This is a genomic window from Plantactinospora sp. A48, assembly GCF_055793945.1.
On the sequence record NZ_JBTIXF010000047.1, the window covers coordinates 1 to 21,257 of the forward strand.

The 21,257-nt window shown below is 73.9% G+C and carries 24 protein-coding genes; 7 read left to right on the forward strand and 17 right to left on the reverse strand.

From position 1 onward, the window contains the following. Window positions 1-484 (forward strand): amylo-alpha-1,6-glucosidase (locus tag ACXN5W_RS21635; protein WP_473160166.1); only part of this gene is annotated, 484 nt, incomplete at its 5' end. Window positions 485-686: 202 nt separating this feature from the next. Then, entirely contained in the window at window positions 687-1,265 is a 579-nt protein-coding gene (locus ACXN5W_RS21640; protein WP_473160167.1) for a DinB family protein, read from the forward strand. 36 nt (window positions 1,266-1,301) lie between these two features. Here ACXN5W_RS21640 and ACXN5W_RS21645 read toward each other — a convergent pair whose 3' ends face one another. The 3 genes from ACXN5W_RS21645 to ACXN5W_RS21655 form a co-directional block, all read right to left on the reverse strand. Continuing rightward, window positions 1,302-2,174 carry a 5-oxoprolinase subunit C family protein gene (locus ACXN5W_RS21645; RefSeq protein WP_473160168.1) on the reverse strand — a complete coding sequence of 291 codons (873 nt, stop codon included), beginning with the start codon at window positions 2,172-2,174 and terminating at the stop codon, window positions 1,302-1,304. 99 nt (window positions 2,175-2,273) lie between these two features. Then, the gene (locus ACXN5W_RS21650; protein ID WP_473160169.1) at window positions 2,274-2,912 is read right to left on the reverse strand and encodes a 5-oxoprolinase subunit B family protein; all 639 of its coding nucleotides are present in this window, start codon (window positions 2,910-2,912) and stop codon (window positions 2,274-2,276) included. Beyond that, window positions 2,909-3,625, reverse strand: coding sequence for a GntR family transcriptional regulator (locus tag ACXN5W_RS21655; protein ID WP_473160170.1), 717 nt, complete (start codon window positions 3,623-3,625; stop codon window positions 2,909-2,911). The genes ACXN5W_RS21650 and ACXN5W_RS21655 overlap by 4 nt, the downstream gene beginning before the upstream one ends. Before the next feature lie 125 nt (window positions 3,626-3,750). Between ACXN5W_RS21655 and ACXN5W_RS21660 the strand changes: the two genes are divergently transcribed. Continuing rightward, window positions 3,751-5,016, forward strand: coding sequence for an aldehyde dehydrogenase family protein (locus ACXN5W_RS21660; protein ID WP_473160171.1), 1,266 nt, complete (start codon window positions 3,751-3,753; stop codon window positions 5,014-5,016). A gap of 24 nt (window positions 5,017-5,040) precedes the next feature. Here the strand turns inward: ACXN5W_RS21660 and ACXN5W_RS21665 are convergent, their stop codons facing one another. The 8 genes from ACXN5W_RS21665 to ACXN5W_RS21700 form a co-directional block, all read right to left on the reverse strand. Beyond that, window positions 5,041-5,760 carry an alpha/beta hydrolase gene (locus tag ACXN5W_RS21665; RefSeq protein ID WP_473160172.1) on the reverse strand — a complete coding sequence of 240 codons (720 nt, stop codon included), beginning with the start codon at window positions 5,758-5,760 and terminating at the stop codon, window positions 5,041-5,043. A 46-nt stretch (window positions 5,761-5,806) separates the two neighbouring features. After that, complete coding sequence (locus ACXN5W_RS21670; protein WP_473160173.1) at window positions 5,807-6,787, reverse strand: hypothetical protein; 981 nt, start codon at window positions 6,785-6,787, stop codon at window positions 5,807-5,809. A gap of 63 nt (window positions 6,788-6,850) precedes the next feature. After that, window positions 6,851-7,585, reverse strand: a complete 735-nt coding sequence (locus ACXN5W_RS21675) for a response regulator (protein WP_473160174.1) — start codon at window positions 7,583-7,585, stop codon at window positions 6,851-6,853. Further along, the gene (locus ACXN5W_RS21680; protein WP_473160175.1) at window positions 7,555-8,886 is read right to left on the reverse strand and encodes a hypothetical protein; all 1,332 of its coding nucleotides are present in this window, start codon (window positions 8,884-8,886) and stop codon (window positions 7,555-7,557) included. Before ACXN5W_RS21680 ends, ACXN5W_RS21675 begins: the two co-directional genes overlap by 31 nt. Beyond that, window positions 8,883-10,211, reverse strand: coding sequence for a sensor histidine kinase (locus tag ACXN5W_RS21685; protein WP_473160176.1), 1,329 nt, complete (start codon window positions 10,209-10,211; stop codon window positions 8,883-8,885). Before ACXN5W_RS21685 ends, ACXN5W_RS21680 begins: the two co-directional genes overlap by 4 nt. 135 nt (window positions 10,212-10,346) lie before the next feature. Beyond that, on the reverse strand, window positions 10,347-11,000 hold the full coding sequence (locus tag ACXN5W_RS21690; protein WP_473160177.1) for an SRPBCC family protein: 654 nt from the start codon (window positions 10,998-11,000) through the stop codon (window positions 10,347-10,349). Then, window positions 10,997-11,476, reverse strand: a complete 480-nt coding sequence (locus ACXN5W_RS21695; protein ID WP_473160178.1) for an ArsR/SmtB family transcription factor — start codon at window positions 11,474-11,476, stop codon at window positions 10,997-10,999. The genes ACXN5W_RS21690 and ACXN5W_RS21695 overlap by 4 nt, the downstream gene beginning before the upstream one ends. Before the next feature lie 39 nt (window positions 11,477-11,515). Next, window positions 11,516-12,985: an amidase gene (locus tag ACXN5W_RS21700; protein ID WP_473160179.1), complete on the reverse strand. Its 1,470-nt coding sequence runs from the start codon at window positions 12,983-12,985 to the stop codon at window positions 11,516-11,518. A 159-nt stretch (window positions 12,986-13,144) separates the two neighbouring features. Between ACXN5W_RS21700 and ACXN5W_RS21705 the strand changes: the two genes are divergently transcribed. Further along, the gene (locus tag ACXN5W_RS21705; protein ID WP_473160180.1) at window positions 13,145-14,275 is read left to right on the forward strand and encodes a helix-turn-helix transcriptional regulator; all 1,131 of its coding nucleotides are present in this window, start codon (window positions 13,145-13,147) and stop codon (window positions 14,273-14,275) included. Window positions 14,276-14,281: 6 nt separating this feature from the next. Here ACXN5W_RS21705 and ACXN5W_RS21710 read toward each other — a convergent pair whose 3' ends face one another. The 6 genes from ACXN5W_RS21710 to ACXN5W_RS21735 all read right to left on the reverse strand — a co-directional run bounded on the left by ACXN5W_RS21710 (window position 14,282) and on the right by ACXN5W_RS21735 (window position 18,739). Then, complete coding sequence (locus ACXN5W_RS21710) at window positions 14,282-14,698, reverse strand: GNAT family N-acetyltransferase (RefSeq protein WP_473160181.1); 417 nt, start codon at window positions 14,696-14,698, stop codon at window positions 14,282-14,284. A gap of 29 nt (window positions 14,699-14,727) precedes the next feature. Next, window positions 14,728-15,447 (reverse strand): GNAT family N-acetyltransferase, encoded by a 720-nt coding sequence (locus ACXN5W_RS21715; RefSeq protein ID WP_473160182.1) that lies wholly within the window; start codon window positions 15,445-15,447, stop codon window positions 14,728-14,730. Window positions 15,448-15,592: 145 nt separating this feature from the next. Further along, window positions 15,593-16,831 carry a hypothetical protein gene (locus ACXN5W_RS21720; protein ID WP_473160183.1) on the reverse strand — a complete coding sequence of 413 codons (1,239 nt, stop codon included), beginning with the start codon at window positions 16,829-16,831 and terminating at the stop codon, window positions 15,593-15,595. Further along, a complete protein-coding gene (locus tag ACXN5W_RS21725) occupies window positions 16,831-17,352 on the reverse strand; it encodes a SigE family RNA polymerase sigma factor (RefSeq protein WP_473160184.1) in 522 nt (173 codons plus the stop codon). The genes ACXN5W_RS21720 and ACXN5W_RS21725 overlap by 1 nt, the downstream gene beginning before the upstream one ends. 140 nt (window positions 17,353-17,492) lie before the next feature. Beyond that, window positions 17,493-18,317 carry a hypothetical protein gene (locus ACXN5W_RS21730; RefSeq protein ID WP_473160185.1) on the reverse strand — a complete coding sequence of 275 codons (825 nt, stop codon included), beginning with the start codon at window positions 18,315-18,317 and terminating at the stop codon, window positions 17,493-17,495. A 68-nt stretch (window positions 18,318-18,385) separates the two neighbouring features. Continuing rightward, a complete protein-coding gene (locus ACXN5W_RS21735) occupies window positions 18,386-18,739 on the reverse strand; it encodes a DoxX family protein (protein ID WP_473160186.1) in 354 nt (117 codons plus the stop codon). Window positions 18,740-18,853: 114 nt separating this feature from the next. On the opposite strand from ACXN5W_RS21735, the gene ACXN5W_RS21740 reads away from it, so the two are divergent. The 3 genes from ACXN5W_RS21740 to ACXN5W_RS21750 all read left to right on the forward strand — a co-directional run bounded on the left by ACXN5W_RS21740 (window position 18,854) and on the right by ACXN5W_RS21750 (window position 21,222). Then, the gene (locus ACXN5W_RS21740; protein WP_473160187.1) at window positions 18,854-19,783 is read left to right on the forward strand and encodes a LysR family transcriptional regulator; all 930 of its coding nucleotides are present in this window, start codon (window positions 18,854-18,856) and stop codon (window positions 19,781-19,783) included. A gap of 134 nt (window positions 19,784-19,917) precedes the next feature. Continuing rightward, window positions 19,918-20,244 (forward strand): tautomerase family protein, encoded by a 327-nt coding sequence (locus tag ACXN5W_RS21745; protein ID WP_473160188.1) that lies wholly within the window; start codon window positions 19,918-19,920, stop codon window positions 20,242-20,244. A 30-nt stretch (window positions 20,245-20,274) separates the two neighbouring features. Then, complete coding sequence (locus ACXN5W_RS21750; RefSeq protein WP_473160189.1) at window positions 20,275-21,222, forward strand: zinc-binding dehydrogenase; 948 nt, start codon at window positions 20,275-20,277, stop codon at window positions 21,220-21,222. The last annotated feature ends 35 nt before the right edge of the window (window positions 21,223-21,257 follow it).

The following is a 21,257-nucleotide window of genomic DNA, read 5'->3' on the forward strand; positions in this document are numbered from 1 at the left end:
TCGGTTGTTCTCGGGGTGGGGGATCCGGACTCTGGCGGTGGGGGAGGGTCGGTACAACCCGATCGGTTATCACACGGGTACGGTGTGGCCGTTCGACAATTCGTTCATCGCCTGGGGGTTGCGCCGGTACGGTTTCGTGGAGGAGGCCGCCCGGCTCGCCGACGCGATGATCGACTCGGCGGAGTACTTCCACGGCCGGTTGCCGGAGGCGTTCGCCGGCTACGACCGCGAACTCACGAAGTATCCGGTGCAGTACCCCACGGCGTGCAGTCCGCAGGCGTGGTCGAGCGGGGCGCCGCTGCTGCTGATGCGTACGATGCTCGGCCTGGAACCGCACGAGGGGCACCTCGCGGTCGACCCGGCGCTGCCCAGCACGATAGGCCGGGTCGAGTTGCTGGACATCCCCGGCCGCTGGGGCCGGGTCGACGCCTTCGGCCGGGGCCGGATCGACGTCCGCGACCGGCGGCGGTTCACCGCCGACTGACCCGCACGCCGACTGACCCGCACGCCGACTGGCCCGCGCGCCGCCTGGCCGCACTCCGACTGATCCGCGCGCCGCTTGGCCGCGCGCCGCTTGGCCGCACTCCGTCGGGCCGGTCGTCCGACGGCGGCGGTGGAGCGGCAGAATCGGTGCGTGGTCGGTGTCGCGTCGGCGCCGACGAACCGCCGATCGAGGATGTGGTCACATGCCTGTCATGGTGCCGCCGGTCGCTGACGAGCGGGAGAACCTGCTCCGCTACCTCGACCATGCCCGGGACGCCGTCCGAAGGGCGGCCCACGGGCTGACCGACGAGCAGGCCCGGGCCACGCCCACGGCCAGCTCACTGAGCATCGGTGGCTTGATCAAGCACCTGGGTTTCGCCGAGCGTCGCTGGATGAGCATGGTGCGGGGACAGGGCCGCGGCGACGGGGACCACCAGGCCAGTTTCCGGATGGGGCCGGCCGAGACGCTGGCCGATGTGCTCGCCGGGTACGCGGAGGCGACCCGGAACACCGCCGAGGTGATCGCCGGAATCGCCGACCTCGACCAGGCGGTACCGGTGCCCCGGGGCGTTCCGGGCTATCCGACCGACGTCGAGAACTGGTCGGTGCGCTGGGTCCTGGGCAATCTGATCCAGGAGACCGCCCGGCACGCCGGGCACGCCGACATCATCCGCGAATCGATCGACGGCGCCACCGCGTTCCCGCTGCTGGCCGCCGTGGAGAACTGGCCGGAGGATGGCTGGGTGAAGCCCTGGCGCCCGCCGTCGCCGACCTCGCCGTGATCATGGGCTCCGCCGCGTGATCGTGCGCTCTGCCGGTCAGCGGCGCGGGTGCCAGCGGAACCGGACCGTGGCCCCCGGTCGGGCCTGGGCGACCAGCCACATGTCGTCCGGGTGGACCACACCCACGACCGGGTACCCGCCGGTGGTCGGGTGGTCGGCCAGGAAGATGAGCGGCTGGCCGTTCGGCGGCACCTGCACGGAACCCCGGACCATCCCCTCGCTGGGCAGGTCTCCCCGGCCCCCGACGGTCAGAGGCGGGCCGGTCAGCCGTACCCCGATCCGGTCGCTCGCCGGGCTGACCTCGTAGCCGGCGCCGACCAGGGCCGCGCGACCGGCGGGGGTGAACCAGTCGTCCCGGGGCCCCCGGAACAACCGCAGCCGGGCCAGTTCCGGGATGGCGGGTCGGGGCGCGACGTCCACCGCCGCGGGTGGGCCGGTCGGGTCGCCCAGCGGCAGGCGGTGGCCGGTGGCCAGCGGCGGCGGGCCGGTGCCGGAGAGCAGGTCGGTGGACCGGCTGCCCAGCACCGGCGGTACGGCGATCCCGCCGGCCACCGCGAGATACCGCCGTACCCCCCGGTCGGCCGGCCCGATCCGGATGGTGCCGCCCGGTCGGACGTACACCGGCCGGTCCGGGTCCACCGCCCGGGAGTCGACCCGGAGCGGACCGGGCGCGCCGGTGACCGCGATCCACCGGGCCGCCGTCAGGCGCAGTTCCGCGCCCAGCAGCGTGATCTCCACCCCGGCGGCCGTCACGGGGTTGCCGACGAGCCGGTTGGCCAGCCGCAGGCTGTCCGGGTCGGCGGCGCCCGAGCGCGGTACGGCCAGGTGGGCCAGGCCGGGCCGGCCCAGGTCCTGGACGGTGCTGAGCAGTCCCGGCGCGAGGACCAGCAGCGCGGCGGACGGGATCACCCGCCCACCGCCCCAGGCTCGAGGACCAGCGCGGCGGACGGGATCATCCGTCCACCGTCCCGACCGGGAGCGCCAAGAGCGCGGCGGAGGTGGGCGCGGTCATCCGTCCACCGCCGTGAACCGGACCCGGGTGCCGGGGGTGAGCAGCGCCGGCTCCGGCCGGTTCTCGTCCCACAGCACCAGCGAGGTCCGGCCGATCAGTTGCCACCCGCCGGGCGAACGGCGCGGATAGACCCCGCTGTACTCACCGGCCAGCCCCACCGCGCCGGCCGGTACGGCGGTGCGCGGCGTGGCCCGGCGGGGCACCCGCAGGCTGGCCGGGGTGCCGGTGAGGTAGGCGAAGCCGGGGGCGAAACCACAGAACGCCACGGTCAACTCGGTCCCGGTGTGCGCCGCCACCACCTCGGCACGGTCCAGACCGGTGTGCCGGCAGACGTCGGCGAGGTCGGCCCCGTCGTACCGGACCGGGATCTCGACCGGTGGACCCGGCGGCGCGTCGGCGGCGGATCCGTGGTCCCAGCCCGCGAGCAGGGTCGCCAGCCGGGACCGGTCCGGCCCGTCCGGGCCGGCGTCCAGCAGCACCGAGCGGGCGCCCGGCACCAGTTCGACGATGCCGGCCAACTCCCCGGCGGAGCGCCGGTCGGCGAGGTGCCGGTGCAGGGCCCGTGCGGCCGGGTCGCTCGCCACCTCCAGCAGCCAGGACCACCGGCCGACCGGGAACACCCGTACCGGGGTCACCGCCCGGCGTCCACGGCGGCGACGACCTGGCGCCGAGCCTCGTCCAGGTAACTGTCGAGTTCGGTGCGGGCCGCCGCCCAGTCCCCGGCCAGCAACAGGCCGGCGATCTCGTGGTTGCGCCGCAGGTACGGCGCGTGGAACTCGCGGGGGTCGGTCAGCGCCAGGAAGCCCAGTCGCAGCTCGGTCATCAGGCGCCGGAACAGCTCCTCGATCCGGGGACTGGCGTGCACCGCGACGAGGAGAGCGTGGAACCGCAGGTTGGCGGTGCCGGCCGTCACCCAGTCGTCCGCCTCGGCGGCCCGGTCGGCCTCGGCCAGCCGGGCGGTCAGGGCCGGCTCGTCGAGGCTGGCCTCCCCGGTCCCGAGCAGGTCGACGGCGGCGAGTTCCAGCATCCGGCGTAGCCGGTAGATGTCGCGTACGTCATCGGCGGTCAGCCGGCGGACGGTCACCCCCTTGTGCGGCTCGTACGTCAGCAGATGCTCGTTGACCAGGAAACGGAACGCCTCTCGCACGGTGTTGCGGGACACCTGGAGGGCCTGCGCCAGGCCGCTCTCCGGCAGCGCGGTCCCGGGCTGGAACCGGCCCTCGAAGATGTTGTCCCGGATCACCTCGGCGGTCCGCTCGGCGGCGGTCGGCAGGGGGGCCAGGGAGGGCAGGTCGAGGGTCGGCGCCGAGCGGGGCCGCGCGGGTGGGCGGCCGTCCGGATGCACCATCTTTTCTCCTGTTGAAGAAATCGACCGTTGGGTGTCGACCGCAGCGGGTGCCGGCGTCGTATTGTCGTCGATTGTAGGACGATCGACATCCAACAACCTACGGGTGAGAGTCGAGGAGAGCAGGAATGAGCGAGCAGGAAGCGACGGTCGCGGTCGCCAGCGCGGCGCGGGCGGCGCGGGCGGCCAGCGGATCGATCGCCGCCGCCGGTGCCGAGCAGGTGGACGCGGCACTGCACGCGATGGCCCGGCTGCTCGGCGAGACCGCCGAACCGGTGCTCGCGGCGAACGCCGAGGACCACCGGGCCGGGCGCGCGGCGGGGATGGGCACCGGCCTGCTCGACCGGCTGCGGCTCGACCCCGAGCGGCTGCGGGGGATGGCCGACCAACTGCGGGCCCTCGCGGCCCTCCAACCCGAACCGGCCCGCCGGTGGGTCCGCGACCTCGACGGCGGGCTGGCGCTGCACGAGTGGCGGCGGCCGGTCGGGGCGATCGGCGCCAACTTCGAGGCCCGGCCCAACGTGGTGGTGGACATCGCCTCGCAGTTGGTGAAGTCCCACAACGCCGGGGTGCTGCGTACCGGGTCCGCCGCGCTGGGCTCCGCGATCGCGCTGGTCGACCGGGTGGTGGCGCCGGCCCTGGCCGAGGCGGGCATCGACCCCGACGCCATCCAACTGGTCCGCCAGCCGGGCCGGGAGTCGGCCGAGGCGCTGGTCCGGCAGCCCGAGCTGTTGCCGCTGGTGATCCTGCGCGGCAGCGGCGAGAGCACCCGACACCTGGCCCGCACGGCGGCACTGGCCGGCGTGCGTACGCTGGCCCACGCCGACGGTGGGGCGGTGCTCTACCTGCACCCGGCGGCCGACCGCGACACGGCGACCGACCTGGTGCTGCGCGGCCTGGACCGGCTCGGGGTCTGCAACCGGCTGAACCTGCTGCTCGTCGACACCGCCTGCTGGGACGAACTGGTGCCGGTCGTGGTGGACCTGCTGGCCCGGCAGGAGCCGAAGATCAACGTGTCGCTGCCGCCGCATCCGCACCCGCTCGGCCACGAATGGGCCCTCGACGACGGCAACGAGGCCACCGTGACGATCGCTCGGGCCGACGGTCCGTTCGACGCGGCCCGGATCGCCAACGAGGAGACCTCGGGACTGGCGGCGGCGATCGTCACCGAGGACGCCGACGCCGCGGCCGACTTCCTCGGCGCGTACGCCGGCACCGGCGGGTTCTGGAACGCCACGACCCGCCTGCTGGACGGCTTCAAGCTGCTGTCGGTGCCGGAGACCGGCATCAACATCGACCGGGTACCCGGTCCCCGCGGCCCGGTCACCTACCGCGACCTGTCCCTGCGGCAGTACGTCGTCGTACCCGCCGGGCGCCTGACCGCCGCCCGCTGAGGGCAGCGCCGGGCGTACTCCTGGTCAGCGTGCTGGCGCGAGGCGGCGCGAGGCGTGCGGGTCGGTGCCGGGCCCGCCGGGCCGGTCCGGCGCGTCGGGCTCGCCGTCGAGATGCGTGGCGAGGAAGTCCGCTACCAGCGCCCGGAGTTCGGGCCGGTCCAGGTCCAGACCATGGCCACCGTGGGTGACCAGGAGGTGGACCGGGTGCCCGGCGGCGAGCAGGTCGGTGGCCAGGTCGAGGCTCTGGCTCACCGGCACGGCGGCGTCCGCCGAACCGTGCGCCAGCAGCACCGGTACGCCCGAACCGATGTGGGTGGTCACGGTGGCGTCGGCGGTGAACGGGTCCTCCGGGGCCGGTTCGTGGCCGAGCAGCCCGGTCCACGGGTTGTCGTGCCGGCGCAGCCGCAGGAAGTCCGGCGCCAGCGGATCCACCGGCGGCCAGAAGGCCAGCACGCCGGCCACGTCGCCGGGCTCGTCCACCCCGCGCAGGCCGACGTGCAGGGCCAGCATCGCGCCGGCGGAGTCGCCGGCAACCAGCAGCGGGAGGTGCGGCTGCGCGGCCCGCGCGGCGCGGGCCGCGGCCCGGGCGTCGTCGAACTGGGCTGGCCAGGTGGCCTCGCCGGTGAGCCGGTACCGGCCCTGGACCACCCGCAGGCCGTGACCGGCCAACGCGGCACCGTCCTCGGTCGATCGGGAGTGCCAGCCACCGCCGTGCAGCCACAGGAGGTTCGCGCGAGTGGTCATGGGCCCCATCGTGCCCACCGCCCGCGGTGGCGACCAAACCGCTCTGCTATGGGCAGAAGGACCCGCCGTGTCCGCGTTGGTCGGGGCCCCGGCTCGGCCAGGCGTCGCCCGCGCCATCCGGTGACCCGTCCGCCCTGCCCGGGTGCGGCCGGCCGGACCGATTGGGCACGGACCAGCCGATCACCTCCCCGTACCGGACGAACCCGGCCGGCACGTCGGCCCGTTCACCCGGCCCGTCGCACCGGGCACACCGCCCGACGGGCCGGTCACAGTCTTCGGCGGGCCGGTCCGGCGGCGTATCCGGCCCGCCCCGCCGGTAGTAGTCGTCGCGGTGCAGGAACTCCACCGGCAACGACCCCGGCAGGTCGATCCCGCTCACCGGGTCGGTCAGCTCGGCCGCGAACGCGACCCCGGACGAGCGGGCCAGCAGCGCGTCCCGCTCGGTGGGCGACAGGTCGGTGATGGTCGGGTCGGCCAGCCGGAACCGGGCCACCGCCCGCCGGACCAGATGCGCCAGCTCGACCGGGGCGTCCGGGCCGGCGAGGTCGGCACCGCCGAGCGCCAGCGTGGGCTGGCGGATCGTCCGCAGCGAGTCGCAGACCAGCAGCACCCGGGCCGAGCCGCGCGGGGGCGCCGCGGGGTCGGCCAGGACGTGCAGCCGGGACGGCCACTGCCAGCGCACCTGCCCGGTGGCGATCCGGGTGGGCGGCTCCCGCCGGCGGTGCCGGGCACCACCGGTCGAGGTGGCGGCGGCGAGGGTCCAACCGGAGCAGACGTACGCGAGCCGCCGATCCGTCACGGTGACGTCGGCGGGTCGGGGCAGCGTCCAGACCCGCTGCTCGCTGTCCACCTGACCGGGCTGGAGCAGGTAGCCGGCGATCTCCGCGCGGCCTCGCCACAGCACCCGCTCGCGGTCCTCCAGCACGAGTTCGCGGCGCCACCCGAGCGAGGGCGTCGTGCCGTCAGCCGCTTCGACACCGTCCAACCGGTGCGGCCGGACGAAGAACGGAGCCGTGTCGGAACTCATCGGGGAAGGGCCTCCTGTCGACGACCTTCTTCCCCGTCAGGTTGCCGGCTGCGCCGGCCCGTGTCATGACGGTCGTTGAGGGGTCGGCCGGTCGGTCGCCGCGTACGAACGGTAGGTGCCGATTTCGTCCGGGCGGATGAGCCCGTCCTCGATCGCCCGGGCGAGCAGCGCCGCCTTCGACGCCGCCGGCCGGCCGACCCGGGCGTACTTGATGCGGGCCCGGTCGACGTACTGCTTGACGGTGTGCTCGCTGATCCGCATCCGACGCGCCACCGACGCCTTGGACATGGACTGGAACCACAGCAGCAGCGCCTCGCGCTCCTGATCGGACAGGGCCGGCCGGTCCGAGCGGCGGTCCCCGACGAGCGCGCCGGCCAGCGACGGCGGCACGTACGGGCGGTCGGCCGCCGCCGCCAGCACCGTACCCACGCAGTGCTCCCGACCCTCGTGCTTGGCCAGGAACGCCACCGCGCCGGCGTCCAGGGCCGCGAGGATCGTCTCCTGCTCGGTGTGCTCGGAGTAGACCACCACCCGGCGTCCGGCGCTGCTCAGCTCGGCCAGCCGGTCCAGCACCATCCGCCCGTGCAGGCGCAGGTCCAACAGGATGACCTCGGCGGTCCGGCCCGGCCCGGCCAGCAGGATGTCCGGGTCGTCGCCGGTCGCCACCACCAGCAGCCGGGGTTCGGCCGCCAACCAGGAGCGGACCCCCTCCAGCACGACCGGGTGATCGTCGATGATCGCGACGGTCACCCGGGGTTCCGCCGGGTTCACCGCGCCCGCCATCGGGCCTGCGTCCATACCGTCCCCCCGTCGCGTTCGGAGAACCAGTCGATCCCGTCGGTGTCGGGTCCGTCCCGGTCCGCCGAAGCCCCGCCGTCCGATCCGGCGCTGTCCGACCCATCCTCCGGCCCGGTGCCGCCCGGCCCGTCCGCTGGGCCGGCGCCGTCCCATCCGGCGGCGTTCCATCCGTCCGCCGGTCCGGGGGCGTCCGGCCCAGCGCTCGTGGTGACGCTTACGACCACCTCGTCCGGCTGCCCGACGACGGTCAACCGGGCCCACTCCCGGGCGGTGGCCAGGGTGGCGGCGACCGGGTCGGCCAGCCGGCGTCGCACCGCCACCGGCAGGTCCGGCAGCTCTCCCACGGTGACGAACTCGACGGCCACCCCGTGCCGCTCGGCGATGTCCGCGCAGGCCCGCAACTCGTGCAGCAGCGGATCCGGCACGTCATCGGACTCGGCGATCAGCCGGCGCAGTCGGGCCGCCGCGAGGGCGCACCGCCGCCGTACCGCCGGGTCCGCCGGGTCGGCCCGACCGTCGGCCAACTCGGCCAGTACGGTTCCGGCGTCGTCGCTGACCACGGCGAGCCGTTCCCGGCGCTCCCGGCGGGTGCGGGCCGCAGCCGCCCGTCCGGCGTCCAACCTGGTACGGGCGGCCGCCGTACCGGCGGTGCTGGTCGCCAGCCGGTTCAGGGCGCCCGCGCCGACCACCAGGATCACCGGCAGTGACACCGTGCCGTAGACGTACATGCCGAACCGGCTCAGGCCGGCGGCCCCGGTGGCGTCCTCGGCCAGCAGCGTGACGAACGCGATGCCGGCACCGGTCACCAGCACCCCGAGCAGGGCGGCGATCCGGCGGTGCCACAGCACCAGGGCGACGAACCAGCCCAGCGTCCCCCAACCCCAGTTGGCCGGGTGGAACAGCAGGTCACCCGGGACGAAGACGAAGGACGTCGCGTCCGCCACCAGGAGCGCGGCCAGCAGCGGCCAGGCCGGCAGCGGTACGCCCCACAGCAGCCCGGCGGCGGCCACCAACCCCACCCCGGAGAACACCAGCCAGGCGGCCCCCTCGGCCCACGGCACCCGGTACGCCGACCAGTTTCCGAGCACCGCCGGCAGGTTGATGGCCAGGTGCCAGGCGAAGGCGATCACCACGGCGGCGATCCGGGTTCCCCGGTCGGCGGTGGCGGCGACGGCCGCGGCGGCGTCCCACGGGCTCCGGCCAGCGGGTTCGGCCCGCGGCTGGCTACCTGACCGGGGCAGGTCGTCCGCCGAGCCGACCGGGGTGGGCCTCGCCGGCCCGGTCAGCAGGTCACCGGTCACCGGCCCACTCCGGGCCGGTCGGTTCCGGGCCGGTCGGCGCCGCGATGGTCGGCTCCGGGCCGATCGCGGACCCCGCCACCGGTGCCGGGGTTCGCCGGCCACTCCAGCCGGATCCGGGTGCCCCGGCCGGGCGCCGAGTCGACGACCGTCCGGCCGCCCACCTCGGCGAGCCGGCCGGCCATCGACTCGCGTAGTCCGTACCGGTGGGCCGGGACCGTGGCCGGGTCGAAGCCGGGACCGTCGTCGGTCACCTCGACCACGACGCCGCCGCCAACAGCGCTGAGCGCCACCCGGACGGCCGCCGCCGGCGCGTGCCGGTCCGCGTTGGCCAACGCCTCCGTCGCGGCGCCGACCAGCGCGACCGCCACCGGGGCGGGCACGGTCACCGGCGTGAACGCCGTGCTCAGCCGCCGACCGGCCAGCACGGCCCGCAACCGCTCGTCGAGCCGTTCCCGGGCCGCCCCGCCCGGCTCGGCGCCGGCTGCGGACCCGGCGCCGCCGGTCACCGACTCGGTGCGGGTACCGGCCAGTTCGGCCAGTGCGCGCAGGTCGGCCGCCGCCCGGTCGCGCAGCTGGTCACCGGCGCGGGCCGCGCCCAGGCCGACCACGGTGAGCGTGGACAGGACGGTGTCGTGCAGGTCCCGGTTCTGCTGCCGCTCGGTGGCCCGCGCGGCGCGTTCCACGATGGACTGCCGGACCGCCGCCTGGTAACCGCCGAAGGTGGCGTCCGCGCTCCGGGCGCTGCGCCGGGCCAGCCAGGCCAGGGCCGCGGCGGAAACCGTCTGGATGGTGAGGGTGGCGGCGTGCGCCGTGCCCTCGGCATCGTTGGCCGCCAGATGCGCGCCACCGGCGTACGCCCCGGCCACCAGCAGCCCGGCCGGGACCGACCACCGGGCCGGTAGGCCCAGCTGGGTGACGATGACCGTGGTGCTGGCCATGATGGCCACCCAGCTCACCTCACCGGGCAGCACCTCGGCGCTGACCAGGCGGCCGAGGAGCAGGCAGGCGGCCACGGTGAGCACCAGGTCGACCGCGATCGGCACCGGTCGCAGACCACGGCGCCAGGTAAACCCGGAGAACAGCAGCGACCAGGTGGTCAGAACGCTCACCGTGGCCACCAGCAGCGGGATCTCGACCGGAGGTCGTCGTACCGCGAGGGCCGCGGCGCCGCAGGCCAGTCCGGAACTACCGTGCAGGACGGCGCAGAAGACCGCGAAGACCCGGTCCAACGCCGACCCGGCCGGCGCGGTGGTCTCCGGTACGACCCCGGACCGTCCGCGATCGCCCTGCGGTGTCCCGGCGGCCAGCGCGGGTAGCGGGATCACCTGATCCGTCCGTCCTCCCGTTGCTCACCCGCGCCGTCGAAACGCACCTCTCAGCAGCAGATTGACGCGGAGAAACAGCATACCGGTCGCTCACCCTCCGTCGATCCCTGACCATCCCCGCGTATCGCTGGAGGGTCAGGCCTGGGCTGTCGGGTCCGGAGCGCCGGTGTAGGCGGCCGTGACCCGTTCGGCGGCGGCTCGGGCCGCCGGCTCGGGCGTGCCCGCCGTGATGCTCGCGACGGCCCAGCGGTCGCTGGACTCCCGGACGAAGCGCCGACCCTCGTCCGAGGCCATCCAGGCCGCGCCCTCGGCGGCGGGGTCGCCGGTGGGGCCTTCGGACAGGTACGTGGCAAGTCCCAGCAGCCCCGAGTCCCAGCCGATGCCGACGGCGCCCGGCCCGAACTGCTCCCACATGTGGTCGTCCACGTGCGCGACATGGGTGATCCGCAGCCGGCTCCGCCCCGGCTTCTCCTCCTGGAGATCGACCTCGATCCAGCTCACCTGGCCGCCGTACTCCCAGGTGGCGGTGAAGGCCCGCGGTGGTTCGCAGCTGGAGATGGTGCCCGAGGCGTTGCCCTCGAGCTGGAAGTGGCCGCCCACCTTGAGTTCGCCGCTGATCGGCAGGAACCACCGGGGGATCCGCTCGGCATTGGTGCAGGCGTCCCAGAGGTCCGCGAGATCCGTGTCGTACGCCTGGCTGATGGTCAGGACCCGGGCCTCGCCGGCGGCCAACCGCCGGCTGCCGAGCTGCCGCTCCACCGTGTTGATCTGGTGGTCCACCTCGATCATCGTTGCTCATCCTCTGCTGTTCGTGGGTTTGTTCCGTCGGATCCCGGCCTGCCGCCGGGCTCCGGTCTGGCGTCGGGCTGCGGTCTGGCGTCGGGCTCCGGGCTGGCGTCGGGCTGCGGTATGGCGCCGGGCTCCGGCTCGGTCGCGGCCAGTCGGCGTTCCCGGCGTCCCCGGGCCAACTCGGTGGCCAGGGCGGCCAGGCGCGGCGTCCAGAACCGCCGGAAGGGATCCAGCCAGGCGTCCACCTCGCGCAGCGGCGCCGGGTCGACCGCGTACAGCCGGCGGGCGCCGGCCGGGCGGACGGTGGCGAAGCCGCTGTCCCGCAACACCTTCAGGTGTTGTGAGACGGCCGGCTGGGAGATGCCGAACTCCGCCTGGATGGTCGCGCCGATGGTGCCGGCCGTCGCCTCGCCGTCGGCGAGCAACTCCAGGATCCGCCGGCGCACCGGATCGCCGAGCACCTCGAACGCGTGCATGGCGGCCAGTGAACAGGCTGGCCTTATATAAGTCAAGCCTTAGATAGCCGTGTCACCCGCCGGGCGGACCGGATGTGGCGGTGCGCCGATCCGGCGGACCGAGTGCGGCGGCACCCGGTCCCACCACGGAACCAGCCGCTCCAACTGCCCGGCCAGCCGCAGCAGCAGGTCCTCCCGGCCGTACCGGGCGACCAGTTGGACCCCGATCGGCAGGCCGGTGGCGCTCTGTCCGAGCGGCAGGCTGATGGCCGGCTGGCCGGACACGTCGAACACCGCCGTGAAGGGCCCGTACGCGAAGACCCGACTCACCCAGTCGGTGAGGGTGCCGGGCGGCTCGTCATACCGGAGGGTGCCGTGCGGCGCCGGTAGCTGGCCGATGGTCGGGGTGACCAGCAGGTCGTACCGGCCGAAGAACGCGCCCACCGCGCGGCTCACCCGGTGCTGCGCGTCGAACGCCGTCATCAGGTCGGCCACCGTCTGCCGCTCGGCCTCGGCGAGGAGCTGCCGGGTGACGGCCTCCAGCCGGTCCGGTTCCGGTGGCCGTGGCGCACGTCGGAACGCGTGCGCCAGGAACGCGGTCTCCGATCCGACCATCGAGGTGAGCACGTCCGGCCAGTCCAGCTCGGGAGCCGCCTCGTCCACCCCGTGCCCCAACTCGGCCAGCAGCCGGGCGGTCCGCACCACCACGGCGGTCACCTCCGGATCCACCGCCACTCCGGACCAGGGCCGGGTCATCAGCGCCACCCGCAACACGGGAAGGTCCGCATGCCAGTCCCGCGCGTACCGGCCGGTGGGTGGGGGCGCCGGCGACCTGTCTCCGACGCTCGGGCCCCGCACGGCGTCCAGCAGGTGCGCCACGTCCCGCACGGTACGGGCCAGCGCGAACTCGTGCAGCAGCCCGGGCACCGGCTCGACCGGGTCCGGCCCGGTCGGGGTACGGCCCCGGCTGGGCTTCAACCCGACCAGCCCGCAACAGGAGGCGGGAACTCGGATCGAGCCGGCGCTGTCATTGGCGTGCGCCACCGGCACCGCGCCGGCCGCCACCAACGCCGCCGCGCCGCCGCTGGAGCCACCGACCCCGCGCGACAGGTCCCACGGGTTGCGGGTCGGGCCGGTCCGCACCGGCTCGGTGGCGAAGTTCAACCCCAGTTCGGGCATGGTGGTCAGCCCCAGGGTGACCAGGCCGGCCGCCCGGAACCGGGCCATCAGGTCGCTGTCCCGCCGGGCCAGCACACCGTCGCGCAGGGCGCGGCTGCCGAGGAAGAACGGCACCCCCTCCGCCATCGGTCCACTGTCCTTGATCAGGAACGGCACACCGGCGAACGGGCCGGTGGGATCGGCGGCCAGGGCCCGCCGGAACAGCGGTACGGCCAGCGCGTTCACCCGGGCGTCCGCCAGCTCGATGGCCCGTCGGGCGACCTGCTCGACCTCGGCCGCGGTCACCTCGCCGGCCCGGATCAGTTCGGCCAGCCCCACCGCGTCGCACCGGGCGTACTCGTCGAGTTCCATCGGTCATTCCCCTCTGCCCGGAGCACACCGGCCGGGTTGGCGAGCCGTCGGTACCTGTCCGCGACAGCGCGACGGCTCCGGGCAGGCACCAGTGTCGGCCGGTGTCGGGTGTCGGAAAATCCCGAAGCCTGGGGATGTCGCCGGTCCACACTCCTAGGCATGACCGTGGGAGTGGAAACCGGCGTACGCGCCCTGACCGCGCTGGCGGTGTCGACGGTGGCCGAGCTGGGTGCCGGGATCTCCGCCGAGGTCGGCCGGCTGGTGCCGCACGACGGCTACCAGCTGCGCGCGTTGGACCCGGTCACCGGGGCCGGTTGCCTCGCGGTCGAGGAACACGGCTACGGCGCCGCGGCGTACCACCGACTGGAGCGCAACGAGGCGGCCGGGCGCGACCTGCACTCGCTGGCCAGCCTGGTCGCCGGGCCGAGTCCCGTTGGTGTGCTCGGTGCCGGCACCCGGGCGGAACGGCACAGCGAACGGCTGCACGAGCTGATGCCGGCCGCCGGGCTCGGCGCGGAACTGCGCGTCGCCTGCCGACTCGGCGGAACCGTCTGGGGCACGCTGACGCTGCTGCGCGCTCGCGGCGCGCGACCGTTCACGGCCGAGGAGGCTCGTCGGGCGGCCGGGCTGGCCGGCCCGCTGGCCGGCGCGATCCGCGCCTTCGTGGCCGGTCGCCGGTTGGTCCCGGCCCGTGGCGGGCCCGCCACGGGCCTGGTGCTGGTGGACGCCGACGACCGGGTCCGGGCCGCGTCCCCCACCGCCCGGGACTGGTTCGGCCGGCTGGTTCCGCCGGCCGTCCGGGCCGATGACGACGCCCTGTTCGGGAACGTCTGGAACGTCGTGCTCGCCGCTCGCCGGTCGGGAACCGAAGCGCTGTCCCGGATCCCGACCTGCCGGGGCTGGCTGGTGCTGCGGGCCCAACCGCTCGACGCGGCGGGGCCGGCCCCGACGTCGAGCCGGGATCTGGACCGGGCCCGGGATCAGGGACCGGGTCCGGTCGCCGGGTCGGGGCCGGGCGGCGGCGCGCTGTCCGGTCCCGGCGCGGCGGAGGTGGCGGTCACCCTCGGGTCGGCCGGCGTCGACGTCCTGCTGCCGGCGTTGACCGCCTGGTACGGCATCAGCGCCCGGGAGCGGGCCGTCCTCGACGCGGCACTGGCCGCCGTGCCACCCCGGCAGATCGCCCGGCGGCTCGGAATCTCGCCGCACACCGTGAACGACCACTTCAAGTCGATCTACCGCAAGACCGGGGTGAGCGGCCGGGACGAGCTGCTGGCCGGCCTCGCTGGATGACGCGGGTCAGCCGGGGCCGTTGTCGAGCCAGCGGCCGACGATCCGGCTCATCCCACCGGCCTGCGGGCGGAACCCGAGCGTGGCGTAGAACGCCGCCATGTCGTCGGTGAACAGCGCGACGTGCTGGCCGGGCACGGTGGCCAGCAGCCGGCGTACCACCTCGGCACCCACACCGCGACGGCGGTAGGGCGCCGCGGTCCAGATGTCCACCAGGTACGCGTTGCAGACGCCGTCGCTGAGGATCCGGCCGTTGCCGACGTACCGGTCTCCGTCGCGGGCGAAGACCACCGCGTGCGAGTTCTCGTGCGAGCGCCGGTACTGCTCCGGCGTCCGGCCGTTGTCAAAGCGGTCGACCCCGAGCGCCGCCTTCAGCGCCGCCCAGTCCACCCCGTCGATGTCCATCGAGAACTCGATCCCGGTCACCTGACCACCGTGCCAGACCGGTCAACCGATTACCGGGTACCCGCCGTGGACGCCTTCCCCGGATGCGAGGGATCCGGGTCGGCCGTACCAACCGACGCCTCGGCGGTGTCGAGGCCGAACAGCGGCAGGCCCGGCTCCAGGCCCTCGATGGTGACCGGCGGGTGGACCGTCCGTTCCCAGTCCGCGCGGGTCAGTCGCAGCCGCTGCGAGACGACCACCCGGCCGTGCAGGAGGTCGCGGGTGATCCCGTCGGGCCGGTAGCCGAGCCGCGCCGAGATGGCCAGCGGCGCGGGGTTGTCCACGAACGACGCCGTCGTCACGTCGGTGGCGTCGAGCCCGGCGAACGCCAGGTGCAGGATCCCGGTCCGCATCTCGGTGCCGAGGCCCTGACCCTGGTGGGTGAGGCCGAGCCAGGACGCCGTCTCGGCCTCGCGCAGGGTGGGGAAGTCCGTCGCCCGGATCTGCTGTACGCCGATGGGACGCCCCCGGTGGAAAACCGCCAGACTCAGACACCAGTGGGCCACGCTCCACGCGCCGAGCTGGCGCCAGTGACTCTGCACAACCGTCCGGGCCCGCTCGGCGGGGGAACCGTCGGTCCACGGGGTGAGGAAGGGCTCCCGGCCGGGCTCGTGCAGTCCGGCCGCGGCCACGTCGGCCAGGTCGGCCAACTCCTCCTCGGTGGGCAACCGGAGTTCCAGACGCGTCGTACGGACGCGCAGTCCCCGCAGCGGCCAGTGATCGATCAGCACGCCGGCATTGTCCAGGAGCGCATCGGTTCGGCGCACCCGGTTTACGCCGTCAGCCGTGCCGGCTTCGCCCGACCCACCGTCCGGCCCGGACGCCCGGCCGCGACGCGGGCGGCCGGACGTCCGGTACCGGGCGGCCCGGCGGGGGTCAGCACTGCCAGGCCCGTGGCCCGGTGGTGGGTTCGTCGGACCGTTCGGCCCGGGCGTGCCCCACCACCAGCCCGGTGTCGGAGACGGCCGCCGCCCGCGCGACCTGACCGGCGGGGACGGTGAGTTCGACCGCGGCGTGGTCCACCAGCACGGATCCACCGGCCACCACCCAGCCGGCGCTGCTCACCGCGTCACCCGGCGCGGCCATCTCCCGCTTGGTGCTCACCGGCCGTCGCGGCCCGACCATGGTCAACTCGCCGGTCCGCAGGTTCCACCGGGCGGCCATCCCCGACGGCCACAGACCGCCGGTCACCCAGTCGCCCCGGCCCGCATAGCCGGCGGCGGACTGGCCGGTCGGCAGCTTCAGCATCCGGCCCCGGCCGTGCTGGTCCCAGACGTACGCGGCGACGGCGACACCATCCTTGTACATCGCGCCCACGATCGTGCCGTCGTCGGTGAGGTCCAGGCCGTTGGCCCCGGGTGGAAGGGGCAGCCTGACCGGCTTGGTCGAGCCGGCGGGCCAGAGCAGGACGATGCTGCCCGCGCCTCCCATCTTCGCGCTCGGCTCCGCGTTGATCAGCACATCACCCGCCGCGTTGATCCTCGGGTTCGGATAGACGCGCCAGCTTCCCGCCGGGGTACGCAGCCGGGTGTACATGCCGTTCTCGTACCGGAAGACATACTCCTCGGACCCGTCCGTGGCCAGGCCGACCACCACACCGCTGGCGTTGACCGCGGTCGCCTGGACCGAGCTGCCGAGCTTCGGCAGGGCCCGAGGTCGCCCGTCGGTCCAGAGGATCGCCCGGAAGTTCTGACCGACGGTGCTGTTGCCGACGATGTACCTGCCGGTCGGGTCCACCGCGTCGGCCGTGGCCCTGGTCGTGGCGTCGGCCATCCCGGCCGGCACCGACAGTTCCACCATCCGGCACGGGCCGGTCGGGTCGGGAGTGCCGGACGGGGTCGGCGTGCCGGTCCGGCTCGGTGCGGCGCCCGCCGCGGCCGGCAGCGCCGTCCCGGTCGTACCCACCTGCTGTGTTTTCCCGGTCCCCACCCTGGCCATCACCGACGGCACCGCCAGCAGTACCGCGGTGGCCAGCACCGCGGCGCTGCCCGTCTGGACCGAGCGGCGTCGAAAGGCCCGCCGACGACCGGCCCGGACCAGCGCGTCCGTCTCGATCCGGCTCGACGGTACGTCGACCGCCGCCAACAACTCGCGTAGCTGCTCTTCCTCGTTCATCACTGGGTCCCCGCTCCCTTCGCGGTCGTGACCGGACGCCGCGTTCCGAGTACCTCGCGCAGGGCGGCCAGCCCCCGGGAGCACTGGCTCTTGACGTTGCCCGTGGAGCAGCCGAGAACCTCCGCGGTCGCCTCAACCGACAGGTCGGCGTAGAAGCGGAGCACCACGATCGCCCGCTGACCCCTGGGCAGGGCCCGCAGGGCGGTCAGCAGCGCGTCCCGCTCCTCCACCGCGTGATCGGGGGGCGACGGCAGGTCGGGGAGGCGGTCGCCGAGCAGCACCTTCGACCAGCCGCGCCGCTGCTCATCCAGGAAACGTCGCACCATGATCCGGTGTACGTACCCGTCGAGGTTGTTCACCCCGGCGGTCCGCTTCCAGTTCACGTAGAGCGCCGTGAGCGTCACCTGGACGATGTCGTCGGCCTGGAAGGCGTTGCCGCACAACAGGTACGCCGTGCGGTGCAACCGGGGCAGCCGCGCGGTCACGTACTCGACGTACTCCCGTTCGTGGTCGGGCCGCATCCCGCTCCCTTCGCATCAGTCTGGACGTGGCGTGTCCGTCGGCTCGCTGGACATGGCGTGTCCGTCGGCTTGTCGGACGTGGCGTTTCCGTCGGATTGATGTCGGAGCCGGACCACCGGAAGGTTGCACGGACGACAGACTCAACCCTGGACGAGCGTGGCGAAGTGCTCGCCGTGGTTGAGCCGGTCGATGAGGTCGAGCACGGCCTGTTTCCCGCCCCGCGCGTCGACCCACCGGTACACCCGGCAGGCGGCCCTGGCGTACACCTGCTCGTCCGAACCGGCGGCGCGCAGCCAGGCCGACAGTGTTTCCGGCAGCGGCTGCGCGGCGGCGTCTGTCCCCGGCGACGCCTGTGCGGTCGCGTCCGTACCCGGCGACGCCTGTGCGGTCGCGTCCGTACCCGGCGGCGCCTGTGCGGCGGTGTCGCGGCAGCGGTCCTGGGCGGACGGCGGCAACAGGTACCGCGCGTCGTTCGAGACCAGGACGGCGAGCCCCTCGTCGAACCACTGGGGGACCTGGTCCCGGTGGGACCCGAGGCGCGCGTGGAACTCGACGTGCGACAGCTCGTGTGCGGCGATCACCGGATCGATGCCGCGAGGCGAGAGCATCAACGCCCGGTTGCGTACCGCGATGCCCCGCTCGCCGCCGCCACCGATCCGGCGATAGCAGCCGGACGTGAAGCACGCCAGCACGGTCGGTTCGCTCTCGCGTCCCCCGTAGAAGTCGTCGACCCGCTGGTTCCCCTCCTGGTACGCCTCGACGAGCCGCTGCCGGTCGGCGTCCGACCGGCCGCGCTCGACGTACAGGCCGTCCTGCACCGCCACCAGCCCGTAACAGCGCGGGCAGGTGGTCGCGGCGACCGACGGGAACCTCAGCACCAGCACCGCGCCCACGGCCAGGACCAGAACCACCAGGCCGGCCGCCAACCACGGCCAGCGCCGCCGTCGACGCGGTTGGCTACTCATTCGGTCTCCCCCTCGGTCCCCGCTCGGACCCGGAGTATCACCGGTCCTCCGAGCCAGGCTCAAGTGGATCAGGGGGCGGCGACCGCGAGGACCGCGGATGCGATCGCCAGCGCGAAGTAGGCGCCGGGGATCGCGATGTTGTGGAAGACGCGGGCCCGGACGTGCGTCACCAGGGCTCCGGCGAAGAACAGGACGAGTCCGATCGCGGCAGCGAACCCGAGGGGTCGCAGGCCGAGCAGCCCCAGCAGGAGCCCGGCCGCTCCGGCGCCTTTGAGGACCCCGAGCGGGATCAACCAGGGCCTCGGCACACCCACCTCCGCCATGTTGGCGAGGACGAACCTGGCCCGCATGAGATCGGCGACCGCCACCCACGCGTTGGCCACAATGGTGACCACGGTGACGATCACGTAAGTTACCAGCACTTTTCGTTCACCCTCTTTTCGTTTCTCCGGCTGCCGGGACCGGCGTCGCGGACGGATCAAGCCTCGTCAGGAGGCCATGCCTGCGTCCAATAGCGGTATCCATAACCTGATGGCATGGACGTCGACACTCGGCTGCTGCGCTCCTTTGTCGCCGTCGCCGAGGAAGGGAATCTCACCCGGGCGGCGGAACGGCTGTTCGTGTCGCAGCCGGCGCTGACCAAGCAGATAAGGCAGTTGGAGAGCCGGCTGGGAACGCCGCTGTTCGTCCGTTCCCGGGCCGGAATGACACCCACCGCGGCCGGACAGACACTCGCCGAGCGGGTACCCACGGTGCTGGCCGGGTTCGACCAGGCGATGCGAGAGGCGCGGAGCGCCGCCAGCCGGGCCGCCCGGGTGCTGCGGGTCGGATCCCTGGCCGGCGCCGCCAACGAGGCCACCCAGCAGATCATCGCCACCTTCGTGCACCGCCGGCCGGGCTGGCGGGTGGAGATGCGCGCCGCCGCCTGGACCGACCCCACCGCCGGGCTGGCCAGCGGCGACACCGATGTCGCCCTGCTGCGACTGCCCTTTCCCAGGCAGGACAGCCTGCGTACCGAGGTGCTGTTCACCGAGCCTCGCTGGGTGGTGCTACCGGTCACCCACCCGCTGGCCGGGCGCGAGCACATCGCCTTCCGGGACCTGTGGGACGAACCGTTCGTCGCCGCCCCGGCCGAAACCGGCTGGTGGCGGGACTGGTGGCTGGCCGTCGACGAGCGGGAGGGCCACCCGGTCCGGATCGGAGCCGTCACCGAAAGTGGCCAGCCCGAGGACTGGCTGACCGCGATCGCCAGCGGCCACGGCATCGCGCTGGCCCCCGAATCGGCGGCCCGTTACTACGGACGCCCCGAGCTCACCTATCGGCCCGTCACCGGCGTCAGCCCCAGCCAGGTCGGCGTCGCGTGGCCGGCGACCGCCGACACCAACCCCGTCGTCCAGGACTTCGTCCGCTGCTGCCTGGACAACAGGTCGCTCCGTGGCGGGGTGCCGGTCCGCGGCACCGGGTGACCCTGGCCGGCGTACGCCTGGTCACGGGTGACGCGATGGGATCGAGGCGGGGTCGATGCCGGCCGAAGATGAGTGACCAGTGCCGTGGCCACGCCCCGCACGGGTTCCGGCGGCCTCGGCCGTACCAGCTGGGGATGCATCCGGCTGATCCGGCCGATCGATCGGTGATCGTGATGGCTGCGATTGTTGATCGGATCTCGATCAGATGTGCGGTGCCGTCGTCCAATGGACGGGAACGGCCGATCACCGTCGCGCACCGTAACCAGGAGGTCGCCATGCCCACTGTCACCGTTCTTCAGGGTCCCCGCACCGTCGACCTGAAACGCGCCTTGGTCGAGCGGATCACCGACCCCTTCGTCGACACACTCGGCGTAACCGCCGACACCGTGCAGATCCGGATCCAGGAGACCCCTACCGAGAACTGGGGCCAAGGCGGGGCCCTCACCGCCGACAAGCGCTGAAGCGGTCCGGACGACGGAGAGGGATTCGACATGCACGCGTGGATACCCGGACGGCGCGGCGCCGAGCCGATCATCATGGCCGAGGTCGATCCTCCACGACCGGCGCCGGACGAGGTCATCGTCTCCGTCGAGGCGTACTCGATCAACCGGGGCGAGACGTTCCTGCTGGAGGCGCCGCCGCCGGGCTGGCGACCGGGCAAGGACGTCGCTGGTACGGTCGTCCGCGCCGCCGCCGACGGGGGTCCCGAGGTCGGCCAGCGGGTGGTCGCGCACCCAGCGCAGGGTGGCTGGGCGCAGGAGGTGGCGGTACCGGTCAGCAAGGTCGCCGCCCTCCCGGCCACTCTGGCGACCACAACGGCCGCCGCCCTGCCGTTAGCCGGCCTGACCGCGCTGCGGATGGTCCGCGTGCTCGGACCGTTGGCGGGTCGCCGGATCCTGCTCACGGGGGCTTCCGGCGGCGTCGGCCACTACTTCACCGAGCTGGCCGCCGGCCAGGGCGCGCTTGTCACGGTGGTCGTCGCCACCTCGCAGCGGGGCCGGCGGCTGATCGAGTGCGGGGCCGCGGAACTGGTGGACGACGTGGAGAAGGCCGAAGGTCCCTTCGATGTGGTCGTCGAATCCGTCGGTGGGCCCACCTTCTCGACCGCCTGGTCGCGGCTGCACCCGCGTGGGTTGTTCCTGTGGCTCGGGCAGGCGAGCCGGACACCGCCCACGATGGACTTCTTCGACTGGCGCGGCGGCGCGAGCGCGACGATGCGCAAGTTCAGCTACCTGGACAGCGACATCCCAGACGGCGAGGACCTTTCCACGCTGGTCCGGCTCGTCACCGGCGGCCACCTGCACCCCGAGATCGGCCGCGTCGAGACCTGGCGCAAGACACCAGAGCTGCTGCGCGCGCTGGTGGCCCGAGAGATCCGCGGCAACGCGGTCCTCACCATCGATTCGCAGCGCGACGCGCATGTTGCACAACATGGCTGAGCGCGACCTGCCAGCAGACCGAGTAGAAGGAGTAG